19 protein-coding genes are annotated in these 17,011 nt (G+C 45.9%); all 19 read left to right on the forward strand.

Annotation, left to right across the window (positions count from 1 at the left end; genetic code table 11):
- Positions 1–7 precede the first annotated feature (7 nt).
- The 19 genes from fliM to rpsB all read left to right on the forward strand — a co-directional run bounded on the left by fliM (position 8) and on the right by rpsB (position 16,950).
- A complete protein-coding gene (fliM, locus tag AD710_RS15880; protein ID WP_016936114.1) occupies positions 8–1,006 on the forward strand; it encodes a flagellar motor switch protein FliM in 999 nt (332 codons plus the stop codon).
- Positions 996–2,132: a flagellar motor switch phosphatase FliY gene (gene fliY / locus AD710_RS15885; protein WP_049628472.1), complete on the forward strand. Its 1,137-nt coding sequence runs from the start codon at positions 996–998 to the stop codon at positions 2,130–2,132. Before fliM ends, fliY begins: the two co-directional genes overlap by 11 nt.
- A gap of 26 nt (positions 2,133–2,158) precedes the next feature.
- On the forward strand, positions 2,159–2,521 hold the full coding sequence (cheY, locus tag AD710_RS15890) for a chemotaxis protein CheY (RefSeq protein ID WP_003154238.1): 363 nt from the start codon (positions 2,159–2,161) through the stop codon (positions 2,519–2,521).
- Between the two features lie 14 nt (positions 2,522–2,535).
- Entirely contained in the window at positions 2,536–3,189 is a 654-nt protein-coding gene (fliZ, locus tag AD710_RS15895; protein ID WP_016936112.1) for a flagella biosynthesis regulatory protein FliZ, read from the forward strand.
- Entirely contained in the window at positions 3,182–3,847 is a 666-nt protein-coding gene (gene fliP / locus AD710_RS15900) for a flagellar type III secretion system pore protein FliP (protein WP_016936111.1), read from the forward strand. Before fliZ ends, fliP begins: the two co-directional genes overlap by 8 nt.
- Positions 3,848–3,861: 14 nt before the next feature.
- Positions 3,862–4,131 carry a flagellar biosynthesis protein FliQ gene (gene fliQ, locus AD710_RS15905; protein ID WP_013352270.1) on the forward strand — a complete coding sequence of 90 codons (270 nt, stop codon included), beginning with the start codon at positions 3,862–3,864 and terminating at the stop codon, positions 4,129–4,131.
- 6 nt (positions 4,132–4,137) lie between these two features.
- Entirely contained in the window at positions 4,138–4,917 is a 780-nt protein-coding gene (gene fliR, locus AD710_RS15910; protein WP_049628473.1) for a flagellar biosynthetic protein FliR, read from the forward strand.
- On the forward strand, positions 4,917–5,996 hold the full coding sequence (gene flhB, locus AD710_RS15915; RefSeq protein ID WP_016936109.1) for a flagellar biosynthesis protein FlhB: 1,080 nt from the start codon (positions 4,917–4,919) through the stop codon (positions 5,994–5,996). Before fliR ends, flhB begins: the two co-directional genes overlap by 1 nt.
- A 33-nt stretch (positions 5,997–6,029) precedes the next feature.
- Positions 6,030–8,063: a flagellar biosynthesis protein FlhA gene (gene flhA / locus AD710_RS15920; protein ID WP_016936108.1), complete on the forward strand. Its 2,034-nt coding sequence runs from the start codon at positions 6,030–6,032 to the stop codon at positions 8,061–8,063.
- On the forward strand, positions 8,063–9,154 hold the full coding sequence (gene flhF, locus AD710_RS15925; RefSeq protein ID WP_049628474.1) for a flagellar biosynthesis GTPase FlhF: 1,092 nt from the start codon (positions 8,063–8,065) through the stop codon (positions 9,152–9,154). The genes flhA and flhF overlap by 1 nt, the downstream gene beginning before the upstream one ends.
- Complete coding sequence (locus tag AD710_RS15930; protein ID WP_049628475.1) at positions 9,151–10,041, forward strand: MinD/ParA family protein; 891 nt, start codon at positions 9,151–9,153, stop codon at positions 10,039–10,041. The genes flhF and AD710_RS15930 overlap by 4 nt, the downstream gene beginning before the upstream one ends.
- On the forward strand, positions 10,041–11,108 hold the full coding sequence (locus AD710_RS15935; protein ID WP_049628476.1) for a protein-glutamate methylesterase/protein-glutamine glutaminase: 1,068 nt from the start codon (positions 10,041–10,043) through the stop codon (positions 11,106–11,108). The genes AD710_RS15930 and AD710_RS15935 overlap by 1 nt, the downstream gene beginning before the upstream one ends.
- Before the next feature lie 5 nt (positions 11,109–11,113).
- Positions 11,114–13,132 carry a chemotaxis protein CheA gene (gene cheA, locus AD710_RS15940; RefSeq protein ID WP_049628477.1) on the forward strand — a complete coding sequence of 673 codons (2,019 nt, stop codon included), beginning with the start codon at positions 11,114–11,116 and terminating at the stop codon, positions 13,130–13,132.
- A 22-nt stretch (positions 13,133–13,154) separates the two neighbouring features.
- Positions 13,155–13,628: a chemotaxis protein CheW gene (gene cheW / locus AD710_RS15945; RefSeq protein ID WP_016936103.1), complete on the forward strand. Its 474-nt coding sequence runs from the start codon at positions 13,155–13,157 to the stop codon at positions 13,626–13,628.
- Positions 13,629–13,643: 15 nt separating this feature from the next.
- On the forward strand, positions 13,644–14,273 hold the full coding sequence (cheC, locus tag AD710_RS15950) for a CheY-P phosphatase CheC (protein WP_014417781.1): 630 nt from the start codon (positions 13,644–13,646) through the stop codon (positions 14,271–14,273).
- The gene (gene cheD / locus AD710_RS15955) at positions 14,270–14,770 is read left to right on the forward strand and encodes a chemoreceptor glutamine deamidase CheD (RefSeq protein ID WP_016936101.1); all 501 of its coding nucleotides are present in this window, start codon (positions 14,270–14,272) and stop codon (positions 14,768–14,770) included. Before cheC ends, cheD begins: the two co-directional genes overlap by 4 nt.
- Before the next feature lie 26 nt (positions 14,771–14,796).
- On the forward strand, positions 14,797–15,561 hold the full coding sequence (gene sigD, locus AD710_RS15960) for an RNA polymerase sigma-28 factor SigD (RefSeq protein ID WP_003154217.1): 765 nt from the start codon (positions 14,797–14,799) through the stop codon (positions 15,559–15,561).
- 27 nt (positions 15,562–15,588) lie between these two features.
- On the forward strand, positions 15,589–16,065 hold the full coding sequence (locus AD710_RS15965; protein ID WP_049628478.1) for a DUF6115 domain-containing protein: 477 nt from the start codon (positions 15,589–15,591) through the stop codon (positions 16,063–16,065).
- A 144-nt stretch (positions 16,066–16,209) separates the two neighbouring features.
- A complete protein-coding gene (rpsB, locus tag AD710_RS15970) occupies positions 16,210–16,950 on the forward strand; it encodes a 30S ribosomal protein S2 (protein ID WP_016936099.1) in 741 nt (246 codons plus the stop codon).
- Positions 16,951–17,011: the final 61 nt, after the last annotated feature.

The following is a 17,011-nucleotide window of genomic DNA, read 5'->3' on the forward strand; positions in this document are numbered from 1 at the left end:
GAAGAAAATGTCTGGAGAAGTTCTCTCTCAAAATGAAATAGACGCACTGCTTTCAGCCATTTCGACGGGTGAGGCGGATGCGGAAGAGCTGAAAAAGGAAGTTAAAGAGAAAAAAGTAAAGGTATATGATTTTAAACGGGCGCTCAGGTTTTCGAAAGATCAGATACGGAGTTTAACCCGGATACATGATAACTTTGCGAGGCTTCTCACAACTCACTTTTCCGCCAAGCTCAGAACATATATCCATATATCTGTCAGCTCAGTTGACCAGGTGCCGTATGAAGAATTTATCCGCTCCATACCGAACATGACGATCCTGAATTTGTTCGATGTTCATCCGATGGAAGGCAGGATCATGATGGAGGTTAATCCCACCATCGCATACGCCATGCTTGACCGCGTCATGGGAGGCATCGGCATCACCCATAACAAAGCTGACAATCTTACGGAAATAGAAACGAACATTATTTCTAACTTATTTGAAAATGCACTGGGTAACTACAAAGAAGCTTGGCAATCCATTGCTGATATTGATCCTGAAATGACTGAATTTGAAGTGAATCCTCAGTTTGTGCAGATGGTTTCGCCAAATGAAACCGTCGTGGTCATTTCTCTCAATACGCAGATCGGTGAAATCAGCGGTGTCATTAATCTTTGTATTCCCCATGTCGTACTTGAGCCGATAATCCCTAAGCTTTCCGTACATTATTGGATGCAATCAGATCGGAATGAAGCGAAGCCCGAAGAAACGAAGTCGCTTGAAAAGCGCATCATGACGGCACAAATTCCCGTAGTAGCTCTCTTGGGAGCTTCTGAACTGACAATAGAAGAATTTTTAAGTTTGGAAGCCGGGGACTGTATAACTCTGGACAAATCAGTGACTGATCCTCTTACTGTATTGGTCGGAAACAAACCGAAGTTTTTAGGGCAGGCCGGCCGGGTGAATCGAAGACAGGCAGTGCAAATTTTAGATCACGACATAAGAGGTGAACAAGATGAACAATAGATTATCTCAAGATGAAATCGATGCTCTTCTTAATGGCACAGGAAGTCAAGAGGATACAGAACAGCCTCAAAAGGCGACCTTGTCTGAACTTGAGCGCGATACGATCGGAGAAATCGGGAATATTTCATTCGGCAGCTCAGCTACGGCGCTGTCCACTCTTTTAAATCAAAAAGTGGACATTACGACACCGAGTGTGACCGTCATTTCAAAAAGCAAAATCAGTGATGAATTTCCTCATCCGTATGTTGCCATTGAAGTGAACTACACAGAAGGATTTGACGGCAGCAATTTGCTCGTCGTAGAACAAAGCGACGCAGCCATCATCGCGGATTTGATGATTGGCGGAGACGGCCAAGGCGCCGATCCGTCCCTCGGGGAAATCCACCTGAGCGCCGTGCAGGAAGCAATGAATCAAATGATGGGCTCGGCTGCTACATCGATGTCGACCGTATTCAGTAAAAAGATCGACATTTCTCCGCCGCGGGTTGAACTTCTGGATGTGACGGAAGAAAAAGGGACGGACAGAATACCGGAGGATGACCTGCTCGTAAAAGTTTCATTCCGCCTGAAAGTCGGTGAATTAATCGATTCGAGCATCATGCAGCTTTATCCGCTTACGTTTGCGAAAGATCTGATCGCGGAGCTGATGAATACAGATCAGCCTGTGGCAGAAGCCGCAGAAGCCGTATCACAGCCGCAGGAAACATACGAAACGCCGCAGCCGGAACCGGCCGTTCAGCAGGAACCGCAGGCAAAACCCGAGCTTCCGAAGAGACAGGGAACCGCTAAAAAAGCTGCTCCCGTTCAAGTCGCTCCGGTGGAATTCCAGGCGTTTGACCAAAATGCATCGGCGGCGCACGGTTCAAGAAACAACCTTGATATGCTGATGGATATCCCGCTTTCCGTTACGGTCGAGCTCGGCAGAACGAAGAGAAGCGTCAAAGAAATCCTTGAACTTTCTGCGGGAAGCATTATTGAGCTTGACAAGCTGGCGGGTGAACCCGTTGACATCCTGGTCAATCAGCGGATCGTAGCAAAGGGCGAGGTCGTTGTTATAGAAGAAAACTTCGGCGTGAGAGTTACTGACATTTTAAGTCAGGCAGACCGCCTTAACAATTTAAAATAAGCGAACATAGAGGAGAGAAACAGATTATGGCACACAGAATTTTAATTGTAGACGATGCAGCATTTATGAGAATGATGATCAAGGATATTTTGGTGAAGAACGGTTTTGACGTTGTAGCTGAAGCTTCAGACGGAGCACAGGCGGTCGAAAAATTCAAAGAGCATTCACCCGACCTTGTGACAATGGATATTACAATGCCTGAAATGGACGGAATTACCGCATTAAAGGAAATTAAACAAATCGATCCGCAGGCGAAAATCATCATGTGTTCGGCAATGGGCCAGCAGTCAATGGTCATTGACGCGATCCAAGCCGGCGCAAAAGACTTTATCGTGAAGCCGTTCCAAGCGGACCGCGTGCTTGAAGCCATTAATAAAACATTAAGCTAAAGGGTGTACGACTGTTGAAAAAGAGTCATGGTTTACTAGCTTTGATTTGTTGTTTCGTTTTACTCAATGTACATCCGTTTCCTGCTTTTGCGGCGGAGTCTGATAATTCCACCGTCAACGAATGGTTTGACAAACAATCAACAAACAAAACAGAGAAAAAAAACGATACATCGAAACAAACGGCTGATCAAGAGATAGGGGATGCTTCTGCATCTTCTGTCTCCGCTTTTGATTTTGTAAAGATGATTGGGGCATTATTATTTGTCATTCTGCTGATCTATGGATTTGTCAAACTGATGAATAAAAGAAACCGTCTGCTGAAGCCGTTTCAATATGTAGAAAATATCGGCGGAACGTCAGTCGGCCAAAACCGTTCCGTGCAGCTGATTAAAGTGGGGAACAGCGTACTTGTAGTCGGTGTCGGCGAGACGATACAGCTTTTAAAAGAAATTGAAGATGAAAAAGAGCGAGAGGCGATTCTGAGCCAATACGAAGAGGCGATGTCCTCAAAAGTGGAATGGACCAAACTCGTAAATCCGCGTAAGGATGGAGAAAAAAAGCCGCAAACGATGCTTCCCTCGTTTTCAAAAGCGCTGAAAGAACAGCTGAGCGAGCTGAAACAAAGCCGTTCTGAAGGAAAAAAGAAAGGCCCGTATCATCATGAATGAATTTATTAATCTTTTTAATTCAAGCAGTCCGACCGAAGTCAGCTCTACTGTTAAGTTACTGCTGCTTTTGACCGTCTTTTCAGTGGCGCCGGGTATTTTGATTTTGATGACCTGCTTTACGAGAATCGTCATCGTCCTGTCTTTTGTGAGAACCTCACTGGCGACGCAGAACATGCCTCCGAATCAGGTATTAATCGGTCTTGCGCTGTTCTTAACGTTTTTTATTATGGCTCCGACTTTTTCAGAGATTAATAAGGATGCCTTAACGCCGCTGATGAACAACAAAATCAGTCTCGATGAAGCATATACAAAAGCCGAGAAGCCGATTAAAGAATACATGAGCAAGCATACAAGGCAAAAGGATCTGGCGCTGTTTATGAACTACGCCAAAATGAAAAAGCCCGAATCGATTCAGGATATTCCTTTGACGACGATGGTGCCCGCTTATGCGATCTCGGAACTCAAGACCGCTTTTCAAATGGGCTTTATGATTTTTATTCCGTTTTTAATTATCGATATGGTCGTGGCGAGCGTCTTAATGTCAATGGGAATGATGATGCTTCCGCCGGTTATGATCTCTCTGCCCTTTAAAATATTGCTTTTCGTTTTGGTCGATGGATGGTATTTAATCGTGAAATCTTTGCTTGACAGCTTTTAGGGTAGGTGCTAATTGTGAGTTCAGAATTTGTAATTTCCATGGCGGAAAAAGCCGTATACGTAACACTGATGATCTGCGGGCCGCTGCTTGCGATCGCGCTGATCGTCGGTTTGCTCGTCAGTATCTTTCAAGCGACAACTCAAATCCAGGAACAGACGCTTGCGTTCATTCCGAAAATCGTGGCGGTAATGCTCGGACTGATCTTTTTTGGTCCTTGGATGCTGTCGACGATTCTTTCGTTTACAACTGATCTGTTCTCTCATCTGAACCGATTTGCAGGGTAGAATCAAATGAATTCCATCATTGATTTATTTCCCGCTTTTTTATTGGTTTTTATTAGAATTTCTGCTTTTTTTGTAACGGTGCCGATATTCGGGCACCGGAATCTGCCGGCGGTTCACCGAATCGGTTTTGCTTTCTTTCTTTCGGTGATCTGCTTCAGTACGCTGAAACATGCGCCGTTAGTTGACATAGGGGAACAGTATATGCTGCTTGTTATAAAAGAGGCCGTTGTGGGCTTGAGCCTCGGGCTGATTGCTTTCATGATGCTGGCAGCCATTCAGATCGCGGGTTCCTTTATTGATTTTCAGATGGGTTTTTCCATCGCGAATGTCATTGATCCGCAATCAGGAACGCAAAGCCCGCTGATCGGCCAATTCGTTTATACGCTGGCGCTGTTATTTATGCTCAGCGTAAACGCCCATTATCTATTATTGGACGGGATTTATTACAGCTTTCAGTATATTCCGCTTGACCAGGCATTTCCGTCGTTTGGAAATGAGCACTTTGGACTTTTTATCGCAAAAAGCTTCAATGCCATGTTTATTATCGCTTTTCAAATGTCTGCGCCGGTTGTGGCCAGTCTGTTTTTAGTTGATTTGGCGCTTGGCATTGTGGCGAGAACGGTGCCGCAGCTGAACGTTTTCGTTGTCGGGCTTCCTCTGAAAATAGCCGTGAGTTTTATTATGCTGATCGTTTGTATGGCGGTGATGTTTGTCCTCGTCCGCAATATCTTCAGCCTTACCGTTGAAACAATGCGAAATTTATTGGCATTGGTCGGTGTGACGTGATGAGACTCAGACTGAATCTGCAATTCTTTGCCGGTGAAAAAACGGAGAAAGCCACCCCGAAAAAACGAAAAGATACAAGAAAGAAAGGTCAGGTCCCGAAAAGTACGGATGTGAATACAGCCGTTTCTTTACTGATTATCTTTCTTTCGCTGATCGCGCTCGGCCCTTACATGCGGGACAGACTGCTGTCCTTTATTAAAACGTTTTATACGAAATCGATAGCGTTAGATCTGTCAGCGTCTAACGTGCATGAGCTTTTTGTGGATACAGTGAAAGATATCAGCCTCATCCTCGCGCCGATTATGCTGGTCGCGCTTGTGGCAGGTGTCGTGAGCAACTACATGCAGGTGGGTTTTCTGTTTTCTGCAGAAGTTCTCAAACCTGACCTGAACAAGCTCAGCCCGCTGAAAGGATTTAAGCGGATATACAGCATGAGGGCGATTGTTGAACTGGTTAAATCGATTTTGAAGATTGCCGTAGTCGGTTTTGCCGCCTTTATGGTGCTCTGGCTGCATTATGGCGATATTCTCCGCCTTCCGCTTTTAACGCCTGCGGAAGTGCTCACATTCGTATCTAAGCTCACTCTTTGGATGGGGCTTGCGGGCTCAGGGGCTTTAATGCTGCTGGCCGGGCTCGATTACTTATATCAGCGTTTTGACTATGAGAAAAACATCAGAATGTCAAAGCAGGATATAAAAGATGAATACAAAAAATCGGAGGGCGACCCGATTATCAAGTCCAAAATTAAGCAGAAGCAGCGGGAAATGGCGATGAGGCGAATGATGCAGGAAGTGCCGAAAGCTGACGTCATCATTACCAACCCGACCCACTATGCGATCGCTCTAAAATATGATGAAAAGAAAATGGATGCCCCTTACATTGTTGCCAAAGGGGTCGATCATCTCGCATTAAAAATCAGGCAGATTGCCAAAGAACATGATGTCATGACGATTGAAAACAGGCCGCTCGCGCGTGCGTTATATGATCAGGTTGACATCGACCAGGCCGTGCCGGAAGAGTTTTTCAAAGTCATTGCGGAAATTTTGGCTTATGTCTATAAAACAAAACAAAAAGTATAGTGAATTTCAGATTCAAAAGGAGAGAAAAACAGCATGTCAACAAGAGATTTATCGGTTTTAATAAGTGTTGTCCTCATTGTGGCAATGCTGGTGATTCCATTCCCTCCATGGTTGTTAAGTATATTGATCATCATTAATATCTCTCTTGCGTTGATCGTGCTTCTCACCACAATGAATATGCAAGAACCGCTGCAATTTTCGATATTCCCGTCATTGCTGCTGTTATTGACGCTGTTTCGGCTTGCGCTCAATGTGTCGACGACTCGTTCGATTCTTTCTCACGGAGAAGGGGGAAAGGTTGTTGAGACATTCGGGAATTTCGTTGTCGGCGGAAATGTGCTGGTAGGGCTTGTTGTCTTCATTATCTTGATTATTATTCAGTTTATCGTCATTACAAAAGGCGCCGAGCGGGTATCGGAAGTGGCGGCGAGATTTACGCTCGATGCGATGCCCGGAAAACAAATGAGTATTGACGCGGATTTAAACGCCGGCATGATTACGGAGCAGGACGCGAAACACAGACGTGAAAAAGTCGCCCGGGAAGCGGATTTTTACGGCGCGATGGATGGTGCGAGCAAATTTGTCAAAGGGGATGCGATCGCGGGTATCATCATCGTGATGATCAATATTATTTTCGGGATCGTAATCGGCATGCTGCAGCAGGGGATGAGCATACAAGAAGCTGCTTCTCACTTTACAATGCTGACGGTCGGTGACGGTATCGTTTCTCAAATGCCGGCTTTGCTTATTTCAACGGCTACGGGGATTGTCGTGACGAGAGCGGCATCTGAAGGGAACCTCGGTCATGATATTACAGGCCAGCTGTTCGCTTATCCGAAGCTCTTATATGTAGCCGCGGGAACTGTTCTTTTGCTTGGTCTTCTCACGCCGATCGGGATTCTGCTGACGGGTCCGATTGCCGGTCTGCTTGCATTCGGCGCTTATAAGCTGTCCAAAACGGATAAGCCGAGCGAAGAAGAGGAAGAAATTCTTGAAGAAGAGGCTCAGGCGGATGAACTGAAAAGCCCGGAAAGCGTTGTGCAGCTTTTACATATTGATCCGATTGAATTTGAGTTCGGATACGGACTGGTGCCGCTCGCAGACGCGGGGCAGGGCGGTGATCTTCTTGACCGCATCGTCATGATCAGACGACAGCTGGCGCTTGAATTAGGGCTTGTCATTCCGGTTGTGCGCATCAGGGATAATATCGCGCTTCAGCCGAATGAATACAGATTGAAAATTAAAGGCAATGAAGTCGCTAAAGGAGAGCTCCTGCTTGATCATTACTTAGCGATGTCACCGACACCTGAAGATGACGTGATTGAAGGAATTGAAACGATTGAACCGTCGTTCGGGCTTCCTGCAAAATGGATCAGCGAAGCTGCGAAAGATGAAGCGGACATGCTAGGGTATACAGTTGTTGATCCGGCGTCAGTCGTATCTACGCATATTACGGAAAAAATTAAGCAGTATGCCCATGAACTGGTCGGCAGACAGGAAACAAAGCAGCTGATCGATCATCTGAAGGAAAATTATCCTGTGCTTGTTGAGGAAGTCACGCCAAATCCTCTTTCTGTCGGCGATATTCAAAAGGTGCTTGCTAAATTGCTGAGAGAAAAAGTTTCAATCAGAAACTTGGTGACCATTTTTGAAACACTTGCCGATTACGGAAGATTAACGACCGATTCAGATCTTTTGACGGAATACGCGAGACAGTCGCTTGCCAAACAAATCACGGCCCAATATGCGAGAGAGCATGAAACGCTGAAAGTCATCACATGCTCAGGCCGGGTCGAAAAAGCAATTGCAGACGGCGTGCAGCAGACTGAACAGGGCAATTACCTGTCGCTTGATCCTGAGGTTTCAGACAGTATCATCCGTTCTGTCGCTAAAGAGGCCGAGCAGCTTTCCATCCGGCAGGAGACGGCGATTCTTCTCTGTTCGCCTGCTGTCAGAATGTATGTAAAACAGCTGTTAGAACGCTATTTCCCTGATCTTCCGGTTCTTTCTTATAATGAGCTGGAAGCAAACGTTGAAGTACAGAGCATTGGAGTGGTGGATATTTAATGAAAATAAAAAAATTTACAGCCGCTTCAATGCAGGATGCCGCGAAGCAAATTAAAAAGGAACTCGGCAACGATGCCGTCATTTTACATTCCAAACAAGTAAAGAAGCGAAAATGGCTGGGGCTGCGGTCGCAGCCGGCTGTTGAAGTGGTCGCCGTTTTAGATCGTGACGTCAGGGAAACGAGAAAAACGCCGCCGGCTCCCGGTGAAGACATGAAAAAGACGGAAACGGCGAAAAAAGCCGAGCCTGTTCAGCCGCTGCATCTTCCGGATCATGGTACATCTGGTGATCTGGCACGTTATAAAGAAGTGCTCCCCGAACCAATAAAAAAAGCCGAGAGACTATTGAAGCAAGCAGGTCTTCCTGACAATACGCAAAACGCCGTTTTGAGTGAATTGCTACGTTCTTCGATTGCCGCCGGTGATTTAACTGAAGACAATGTCAGCCCGAAACTGCAGGATTTGTTAGTGAAAAAACTCCCCTCAGCAGACAGGTGGCAGGAAGGGATTCAATCAAAATACGTCGTGCTTTTCGGTTCGACCGGGGCCGGCAAAACGACCACACTTGCAAAACTTGCTGCCGCATCAACGCTGACAGAGCACAAAAAAATTGCATTTATGACGACGGATACTTACCGGATTGCCGCAGTCGAACAGCTGAAGACATATGCGGAGCTGCTTCAGGCTCCTCTTGAAGTATGTTATTCAAAGGAAGACTGTCTGAAGGCGCAGGAAAAATTCGCTGAATATGACCATGTTTTCATTGATACAGCCGGAAGAAACTTTAAAGAAGAGCAGTATATTACGGAATTGCAAGAGATGATTCCGTTTGAAGCAGGCTTACAATCCTTTCTCGTATTATCTTCATCTGCAAAATATGAAGATATGAAACAGGTGCTGAAACAATTTTCCGGTGTGCCGGTCAATCAATTCATTTTTACGAAAACGGATGAAACCGCCTCACTCGGCTCCGTGTTTCAAGTGCTTTCTGAATCGAGAATCGGGGCCGCCTATTTGACAAATGGACAGGATGTGCCTGAAGACATCCTGTCGGCTTCACCAGAACAATTTGTCAGGATGCTTTTGACATGAAACCCGATCAGGCAGAGTCATTAAGAAGAAAAATGAGACAGCGGCAAATGGCCAAGCCGGAGTTTTATGAAAAAAAAGCGAAGACATTAGCCGTCATCAGCGGCAAAGGCGGCGTCGGAAAATCTAATTTAACATTAAACATGGCTGTTGCCCTGCAGGAAAAAGGAAAAAAAGCACTCATCATTGATCTTGACATCGGGATGGGCAACATTGATGTGCTGATCGGTGCGGCATCTGCCCGCACTATTATTGATGTGATGGAGAATCGGTACGTGTTGGCTCAATCACTGTCCTCCGGTCCGAAAGGCCTTCACTACATATCCGGAGGAACGGGGCTTGAGGCGATCTATCAAGCTGACAGAGAGAAGTGGTCAGCATTTATGAATGGTCTTTCCGCTGTATTAAGCGATTTTGATTACGTTCTGTTTGATATGGGAGCGGGACTTTCAAAAGAACAGCTGCCGTTTATTTTATCGGCTGAAGACATTCTCGCCGTGACAACGCCTGAGCCGACGGCAATTATGGATGCCTACAGCGCGATCAAACATCTCACCCTCGCGGATGAGCGGCTGACCATAAACATTGCCGTCAATCGCGCCCGGGCCCAAAAACAGGCGCTGGACACATACAGCCGCCTTTCTTACGCGATTCACACGTTTTTAGGCGCGGAGGTGCGTTTCGCCGGCTCCATCCCGGATGATCCGCTGGTAAGTCAAGCTGTCATTGACCAGGTGCCTTTTTTAATAAAAAGTCCTCAAGCAAAAGCCAGCAGGTCCGTCCGTCTTTTGACGGATGTCTTGTTTCAAACGGAAGAAAACAAACCAAGAGAAGAGAAACCGGCATTTATTGAGAGATTATCTTCTTTTTTAATGAGGAGGACTTTATAGTGATTCGTGTGCTTGTCGTTGATGACTCAGCTTTTATGAGAAAAATGATTACCGATTTTCTGGCTGCGGAAGTGCAGATAGAAGTCATCGGGACAGCCAGAAACGGAGAAGAGGCGCTGAAAAAAATAGAGCTTCTCAAGCCGGATGTTGTCACGCTTGATATTGAAATGCCGGTCATGAACGGAACGGATACATTGCGGAAAATCATCAGCATATACAAACTTCCCGTTATCATGGTATCAAGTCAGACGCAGCAAGGAAAAGACCGAACGATCAACTGCCTGGAAATGGGTGCCTTTGATTTTATCACCAAGCCTTCCGGGGCGATTTCACTTGATCTTTATAAAATTAAAGAACAGCTGATTGAAAGGGTGATTGCCGCGGGACTGTCCTTCGCAAAAGAAACTGAGCCGGCGGTGAAAGAGCCCCTCACCCCGGAACGTCCGGCTGCTGTGGGATTTGAGAGGCCGAAAGCAAAATCTGCTAAGCAGGCCGTGTTCATTGCGACCTCTACAGGCGGACCGCGGGCTTTGCAAAAGGTGATTCCGAAGCTTCCGAAGGATTTAAAGGCGCCTGTATTTGTCGTTCAGCACATGCCTGAAGGCTTCACCGCTTCACTTGCAGACAGACTCAACCATTTGTCAGATATTCAGGTCAAAGAAGCGGAAAACGGTGAAGAGGCGAAAGACGGATGGGTGTACATCGCGCCCGGCGGAAAAAATATGACGGTTGCCGAGGAAGGCGGAAGGCTCCGCATCATTCTTGACGTTCTTGATACGGAAAGCCGGCATAAACCGTCAGCCGATTATTTGTTTCGTTCGGCAAGCCGATTGTCTGATTATGAAAAGGTAGCCGTCATTATGACCGGCATGGGCAGCGACGGAACCGAAGGCGTAAAAGAAATGCTCAGAACAGGCTGCGTTAAAACGATTGCGGAATCCGACGAATCCTGTGTTGTGTTCGGGATGCCGAAGTCAGCGATAAAAGCGGGCCTCATTCATGAGATTAAACATGTGGAAGAAATCGCGGCATCCATCACCGGATGTGTGAAAAAAGAGAGGGTGTGAATCAATTGGATATGAATCAATATTTAGATGTCTTTATTGATGAAAGTAAAGAGCACTTACAGACATGTAACGAAAAGCTGCTGCTGTTGGAAAAAGATCCGTCAGACCTTCAGATTGTGCATGACATCTTCAGAGCTGCCCATACGCTGAAAGGTATGAGCGCAACGATGGGATATACTGATCTGGCGCATTTAACTCACTTGATGGAAAATGTGCTGGACGCCATCCGCAACGGAGAGATGCCGGTCACATCAGATTGGCTGGATGTACTGTTTGAAGCGCTGGATCATCTTGAAGAGATGGTGCAGTCCATTATTGACGGAGGAGACGGCAAACGTGATATTTCTGAAGTGAGCGCAAAGCTCGATGTAAACGCGGTGCATGAGACTGCCGCTTCAGCTGAAACAGCAGAACCGCCGGCTTCAATGAAACAAGCTTCAGTTGAATGGAATTATGATGAGTTCGAACGGACTGTCATCGAAGAGGCAGAAGAGCAAGGATTCAGCCGCTATGAAATAACGGTTTCCCTGAATGAAAACTGCATGCTCAAAGCCGTTCGCGTGTACATGATATTTGAAAAGCTGAATGAAGCAGGTGAAGTCGCAAAAACGATACCCGCTGCGGAAGTGCTTGAGACGGAAGATTTCGGAACGAATTTTCAGGTGTGCTTCTTGACAAAGCAGTCTGCTGAGGAAATTAAAGACCTCATCAGCGGCATTTCAGAAGTGGAGAACGTCGAAATTTCTGTCGGCGCGCCGTTAAAAACGGCCGAAAAACCACAAGCAGCTGAACCGGTGAAGGACGTTCCGGTTAAAAAGACTGACAAGCAGCCGAATCCGCAAGCGAAAACGGAAGAACAGCCGAAGCATCACAGCGGCTCGAAAACGATTCGTGTCAACATTGAAAGACTGGATTCTTCAATGAACCTTTTTGAAGAGCTTGTCATTGACCGCGGACGTCTTGAGCAGATCGCCAAAGAGCTTGATCACAATGAATTGACTGAAACCGTTGAACGCCTGACCAGAATCTCAGGAGACCTTCAATCTATTATTCTGAATATGCGGATGGTTCCGGTAGAAACCGTCTTTAACCGTTTCCCAAGAATGATCCGCCAGCTTCAAAAGGAACTAAATAAGAAAATTGAATTGTCCATTATCGGCGCTGAAACAGAGCTTGACCGCACGGTGATTGATGAAATCGGCGATCCGCTTGTCCATTTAATCAGAAACAGCATCGATCACGGCATCGAAGCGCCTGAAGTGCGGGTGAATAAAGGAAAACCGGAATCTGGCCATGTCGTGCTTAAGGCATATCACAGCGGAAACCATGTCTTTATTGAGGTTGAAGATGACGGGGCCGGCCTGAACAGAAAGAAAATTCTCGAAAAAGCGCTCGAACGGAATGTCATCACCGAACGTGATGCTGAAACGCTTGAAGATAATGAGATTTACGAGCTTATTTTTGCTCCGGGCTTCTCGACTGCCGATCAAATTTCTGATATTTCAGGCCGGGGTGTCGGCCTGGACGTTGTGAAAAACAAACTTGAATCACTCGGCGGCTCGGTCAGTGTCAAATCCGTGGAAGGCCAGGGTTCTCTTTTCAGTATTCAGCTTCCGCTGACACTTTCAATTATCTCCGTTCTTCTCATTAAACTTGAAGAAGAGACATTTGCGATACCGATCTCTTCTATTATAGAGACGGCTGTGATTGAAAAGAAAGATATTCTGCAGACGCATGACAGAGAAGTGATTGATTTCAGAGGACAGATTGTTCCGATTGTCTACCTGAAAAAAGAATTCGGCATTACGGATTCAAAACAGGATGCGGATCAGTTCCATGTGATCGTCGTGAAAAAGGGCGATAAATCCACTGCTTTTGTCGTGGACTCTTTTATCGGCCAGCAGGAAGTCGTACTGAAATCACTCGGAGACTATTTAACGAACGTCTTTGCGATTTCCGGCGCTACGATTCTCGGAAACGGAGAAGTGGCGCTGATTATTGATTGCAATGCGCTGATCTACTAAAACGACACGAGGAGGTGCCCTTATGACTGCTGAAATCAAAACAGGTGAAAAAATGATTGTGTTTATGATAAACGGGAAAGAATACGCTATCTCAGTTTCCCAGGTGAAATCAATTGAAAAGTGGCAAAAACCGACGAGAGTCCCGGGTGTGGAACCTTATATCCGCGGTGTTATCAATCTGCGCGGGGTGATTACGCCGGTTCTTGATTTAAGAAAACGTCTGAACCAGCCTGAACAGGACATCACAGAAGAGACGCGGATTATCATTATTTCTTACCGCGACGCCGATGTCGGGTGGGTTGTGGATGAGGCTAATGACGTCATCACCGTGCATGAAAATGAAATTGAATCCGCGCCTGAAAGCCAGACAAAGGAAGCGGATGTGTGGATTAAACAGATCGTCAAGCAAGATAACAGGCTCCTCAATATTATCGATGCGCATGCGGTGCTGGATAAAGGTGCTTCTGCATCTGCATCCGGAGAGCCGAATGCTTAAAGGGGATAAGACAACATGAGTAAGTTTGAAGCGATCAAAGAAGAGCAGATGGATATTTTGCGGGAAGTCGGAAATATCGGGGCGGGTCACTCAGCCTCTGCCATGGCTCAGCTGCTGAACAGAAAGATAGACATGGAAGTGCCGTTTGCGACCTTATTGACATTTGATGAGCTCGCTGATTTTTTCGGAGGTGCCGAAACGCCGGTCGCCAGTATCTTTTTAAGAATGGAAGGCGACATGACCGGTTCTATCTTTCTCATCATGCCTTTTGATCAAGCGGAACAGTTTATCAGAGAGCTGATCGGAAATCCGGATTTTGATATTGACCAGTTGGGTGAAGATCATTTGAGTTCTTCTGCTTTACATGAGTTCGGCAATATTTTAGCAGGTTCCTATTTAACAGCATTGGCTGATTTGACGAAGCTCGAGATTTATCCGAGTGTGCCGGAAATCTCACTGGATATGTTCGGTGCGGTTATCAGTGAAGGACTGATGGAGCTCAGCCAAGTCGGGGAACATGCCATTGTCGTGGATACTTCTATTTTTGACCAAGGCAGCCGGCAGGAGCTCAAAGCCCATATGTTTATGCTTCCGGACTATGATTCTTTTGAAAAGCTCTTCGTCTCATTGGGTGCGGCTTTATGAGCCGTGCGGAAGCAGCAGTCGTTAAAGTGGGGATTGCGGATGTTCAAATCGCGCGTTATCCGGATAAAATCCGGACTTCGGGTCTCGGTTCATGCGTGGGACTGGTTTTATACGATAAAGACAAACAAACGGCGGGACTCGTTCACGTGATGCTTCCGGACTCCGGTTTATCGAAAACGGCGGAACTGAACCGCGCAAAATATGCAGACACCGCCGTAAAGACGACGATTGACATGCTTTTAAAAGCCGGATGCCGCAAGTTTGCCCTGAAGGCAAAACTCGCCGGGGGAGCCGAGATGTTTAAGTTTAAAATGACAAACGATCTGATGAAAATCGGCCCAAGGAACGTAGCGGCCATTAAAGAGCAGCTTTCATTGTATAACATTCCGGTCATCAGTGAAGATACCGGCGGCTCAAGCGGCCGGACGATTGAATTTGAGCCAAAGTCCTGCATGCTGCACATCCGAACTGTTAAACAAGGTGAAACAACGATTTAATTAAGGTATGAGGTAGGGGGATAACAATGCAATCCTTGAATTATGAAGATCAGGTGCTTTGGTCGCGCTGGAAAGAGTGGAAAGATCCTAAAGCCGGTGATGATTTAATGCGCCGTTACATGCCGCTGGTCACATATCATGTCGGCAGAATTTCCGTCGGACTGCCGAAGTCGGTGCATAAAGACGATCTAATGAGCCTTGGTATGCTTGGTTTATATGATGCCCTAGAAAAATTTGACCCCGGCCGGGATTTAAAATTTGATACCTATGCCTCGTTTAGAATTCGCGGTGCAATCATCGACGGGCTGCGTAAAGAAGATTGGCTGCCCAGAACTTCACGGGAGAAGACAAAAAAAGTCGAAGCGGCGATCGAAAAACTTGAACAGCGCTACCTTCGGAATGTGACGCCTTCAGAGATCGCAGAAGAACTGGGGATGACGGAGCAGGACGTAGTATCAACGATGAATGAAGGGTTTTTTGCCAATCTCTTATCAATTGATGAAAAGCTTCACGACCAGGATGACGGTGAGAATATTCAAGTCATGATCAGAGATGACAAAAATGTGCCGCCGGAAGAAAAAATTATGAAGGACGAGCTGATCGCCCAGCTTGCAGGCAAAATTCACGAGCTCTCTGAAAAAGAACAGCTTGTCGTCAGCTTATTTTATAAAGAAGAACTGACTCTGACCGAAATCGGACAAGTCCTGAACCTTTCGACCTCCCGGATTTCGCAGATTCATTCAAAGGCGCTGTTTAAATTAAAGCATCTGCTTGAAAAAGTAATTCAATAATGAACTCATGGTTAGCGAGTGAAAAACATGTCAACACTATTATGGCTTTTAAGCTTTATGCTTCACGGCATACTGCTTTATGCCGTCATTATTCTGTATACGAGGTTTTCAGCCCTCAAGGAGACGGAGCGTCAGCAGAAGAAGATTCTTGAAGAGACGGAAAACACCCTTGCTGCGTTTCTGCTTGAGTTAAAAGAAGAAAATGAAAGACTCGAAGATGCCAAAAACCGGGCTGATCAAGCGCCGGACGCAGAAGACACGGAATCCCGGCCCGTCAAACCGCAAAAAGAGCCTGATATTCCGGATCACATGGAAAAACTCATCAGTGCAACGGAACAGGCCGAAAGTGAGGAAAACAGCGGCGCGCATTCGTTTGAAGAACGCGTTGCAGAATTATATGAACAGGGGCTCACTCCCGCGGAAATTGCCAAACGGATGAAGAGCGGTAAGACAGAAATCGAGCTGTTTTTAAAATTTCGCGGCAAAGCTGTAAAGGATTCTTGATTGTCGCATAAAGCTGTGTTATATTATGTCTTGGTGTTAAATACACACGCTTAACGATTTATGCAGAGGGTGCTGCAGGCGGCAGTTCTGTACAAAAATGACTTAAGCGGAGGAAAAAAAACCATTATATTAGGAGGAAATAACATGTCAGTCATTTCTATGAAGCAATTGCTTGAAGCTGGTGTTCACTTCGGTCACCAAACACGCCGTTGGAACCCAAAAATGAAGCGTTACATTTTCACGGAGCGTAACGGAATCTACATCATTGACCTTCAAAAAACAGTCAAAAAAGTAGAGGAAGCTTACAACTTCACTAAAAATCTTGCTGCTGAAGGCGGAAAAATTCTTTTCGTCGGAACAAAAAAACAAGCTCAGGATTCTGTTAAAGAAGAAGCTCAGCGCTCTGGCATGTACTTTGTCAACCAACGCTGGTTGGGCGGTACATTAACAAACTTTGAAACAATCCAAAAACGTATTAAACGTCTTAAAGACATTGAAAAAATGCAAGAAAACGGTACGTTTGAAGTACTTCCGAAAAAAGAAGTTGTTCAATTGAAAAAAGAATTAGAGCGTCTTGAAAAATTCCTCGGCGGAATTAAAGACATGAAGGATCTTCCTGATGCATTATTCATCATCGATCCTCGCAAAGAGCGCATCGCTGTTGCGGAAGCTCGCAAATTGAACATTCCTATCATCGGAATCGTAGATACAAACTGTGATCCTGATGAAATTGATGTCGTAATCCCTGCAAACGATGACGCAATCCGCGCTGTCAAACTTCTTACTTCTAAAATGGCAGATGCAATCTTAGAAGCGAAGCAAGGCGAAGAAGAAGCGGAAGCTGCTGAAGAGACTGCACCTGAAACAGAAACGACAACTGCGTAACCTAATCAAAAGGTGATAAGAGGGACTGCCTTTTATCACCTTTTTTCAAGAAAAATGTATC

The sequence above is a fragment of the Bacillus sp. JFL15 genome (assembly GCF_001184225.1).
Taxonomy (GTDB): Bacteria; Bacillota; Bacilli; order Bacillales; family Bacillaceae; genus Bacillus; species Bacillus siamensis.

What these genes read in the sequence shown, in the direction of transcription:
- fliM (WP_016936114.1), top strand. Translation starts at nt 8, where the DNA reads ATGTCTGGAGAAGTTCTCTCTCAAAATGAAATAGACGCACTGCTTTCA.
- fliY (WP_049628472.1), top strand. Translation starts at nt 996, where the DNA reads ATGAACAATAGATTATCTCAAGATGAAATCGATGCTCTTCTTAATGGC.
- cheY (WP_003154238.1), top strand. Translation starts at nt 2,159, where the DNA reads ATGGCACACAGAATTTTAATTGTAGACGATGCAGCATTTATGAGAATG.
- fliP (WP_016936111.1), top strand. Translation starts at nt 3,182, where the DNA reads ATGAATGAATTTATTAATCTTTTTAATTCAAGCAGTCCGACCGAAGTC.
- fliR (WP_049628473.1), top strand. Translation starts at nt 4,138, where the DNA reads ATGAATTCCATCATTGATTTATTTCCCGCTTTTTTATTGGTTTTTATT.
- flhB (WP_016936109.1), top strand. Translation starts at nt 4,917, where the DNA reads ATGAGACTCAGACTGAATCTGCAATTCTTTGCCGGTGAAAAAACGGAG.
- flhA (WP_016936108.1), top strand. Translation starts at nt 6,030, where the DNA reads ATGTCAACAAGAGATTTATCGGTTTTAATAAGTGTTGTCCTCATTGTG.
- flhF (WP_049628474.1), top strand. Translation starts at nt 8,063, where the DNA reads ATGAAAATAAAAAAATTTACAGCCGCTTCAATGCAGGATGCCGCGAAG.
- AD710_RS15930 (WP_049628475.1), top strand. Translation starts at nt 9,151, where the DNA reads ATGAAACCCGATCAGGCAGAGTCATTAAGAAGAAAAATGAGACAGCGG.
- cheW (WP_016936103.1), top strand. Translation starts at nt 13,155, where the DNA reads ATGACTGCTGAAATCAAAACAGGTGAAAAAATGATTGTGTTTATGATA.
- cheC (WP_014417781.1), top strand. Translation starts at nt 13,644, where the DNA reads ATGAGTAAGTTTGAAGCGATCAAAGAAGAGCAGATGGATATTTTGCGG.
- cheD (WP_016936101.1), top strand. Translation starts at nt 14,270, where the DNA reads ATGAGCCGTGCGGAAGCAGCAGTCGTTAAAGTGGGGATTGCGGATGTT.
- sigD (WP_003154217.1), top strand. Translation starts at nt 14,797, where the DNA reads ATGCAATCCTTGAATTATGAAGATCAGGTGCTTTGGTCGCGCTGGAAA.
- AD710_RS15965 (WP_049628478.1), top strand. Translation starts at nt 15,589, where the DNA reads ATGTCAACACTATTATGGCTTTTAAGCTTTATGCTTCACGGCATACTG.
- rpsB (WP_016936099.1), top strand. Translation starts at nt 16,210, where the DNA reads ATGTCAGTCATTTCTATGAAGCAATTGCTTGAAGCTGGTGTTCACTTC.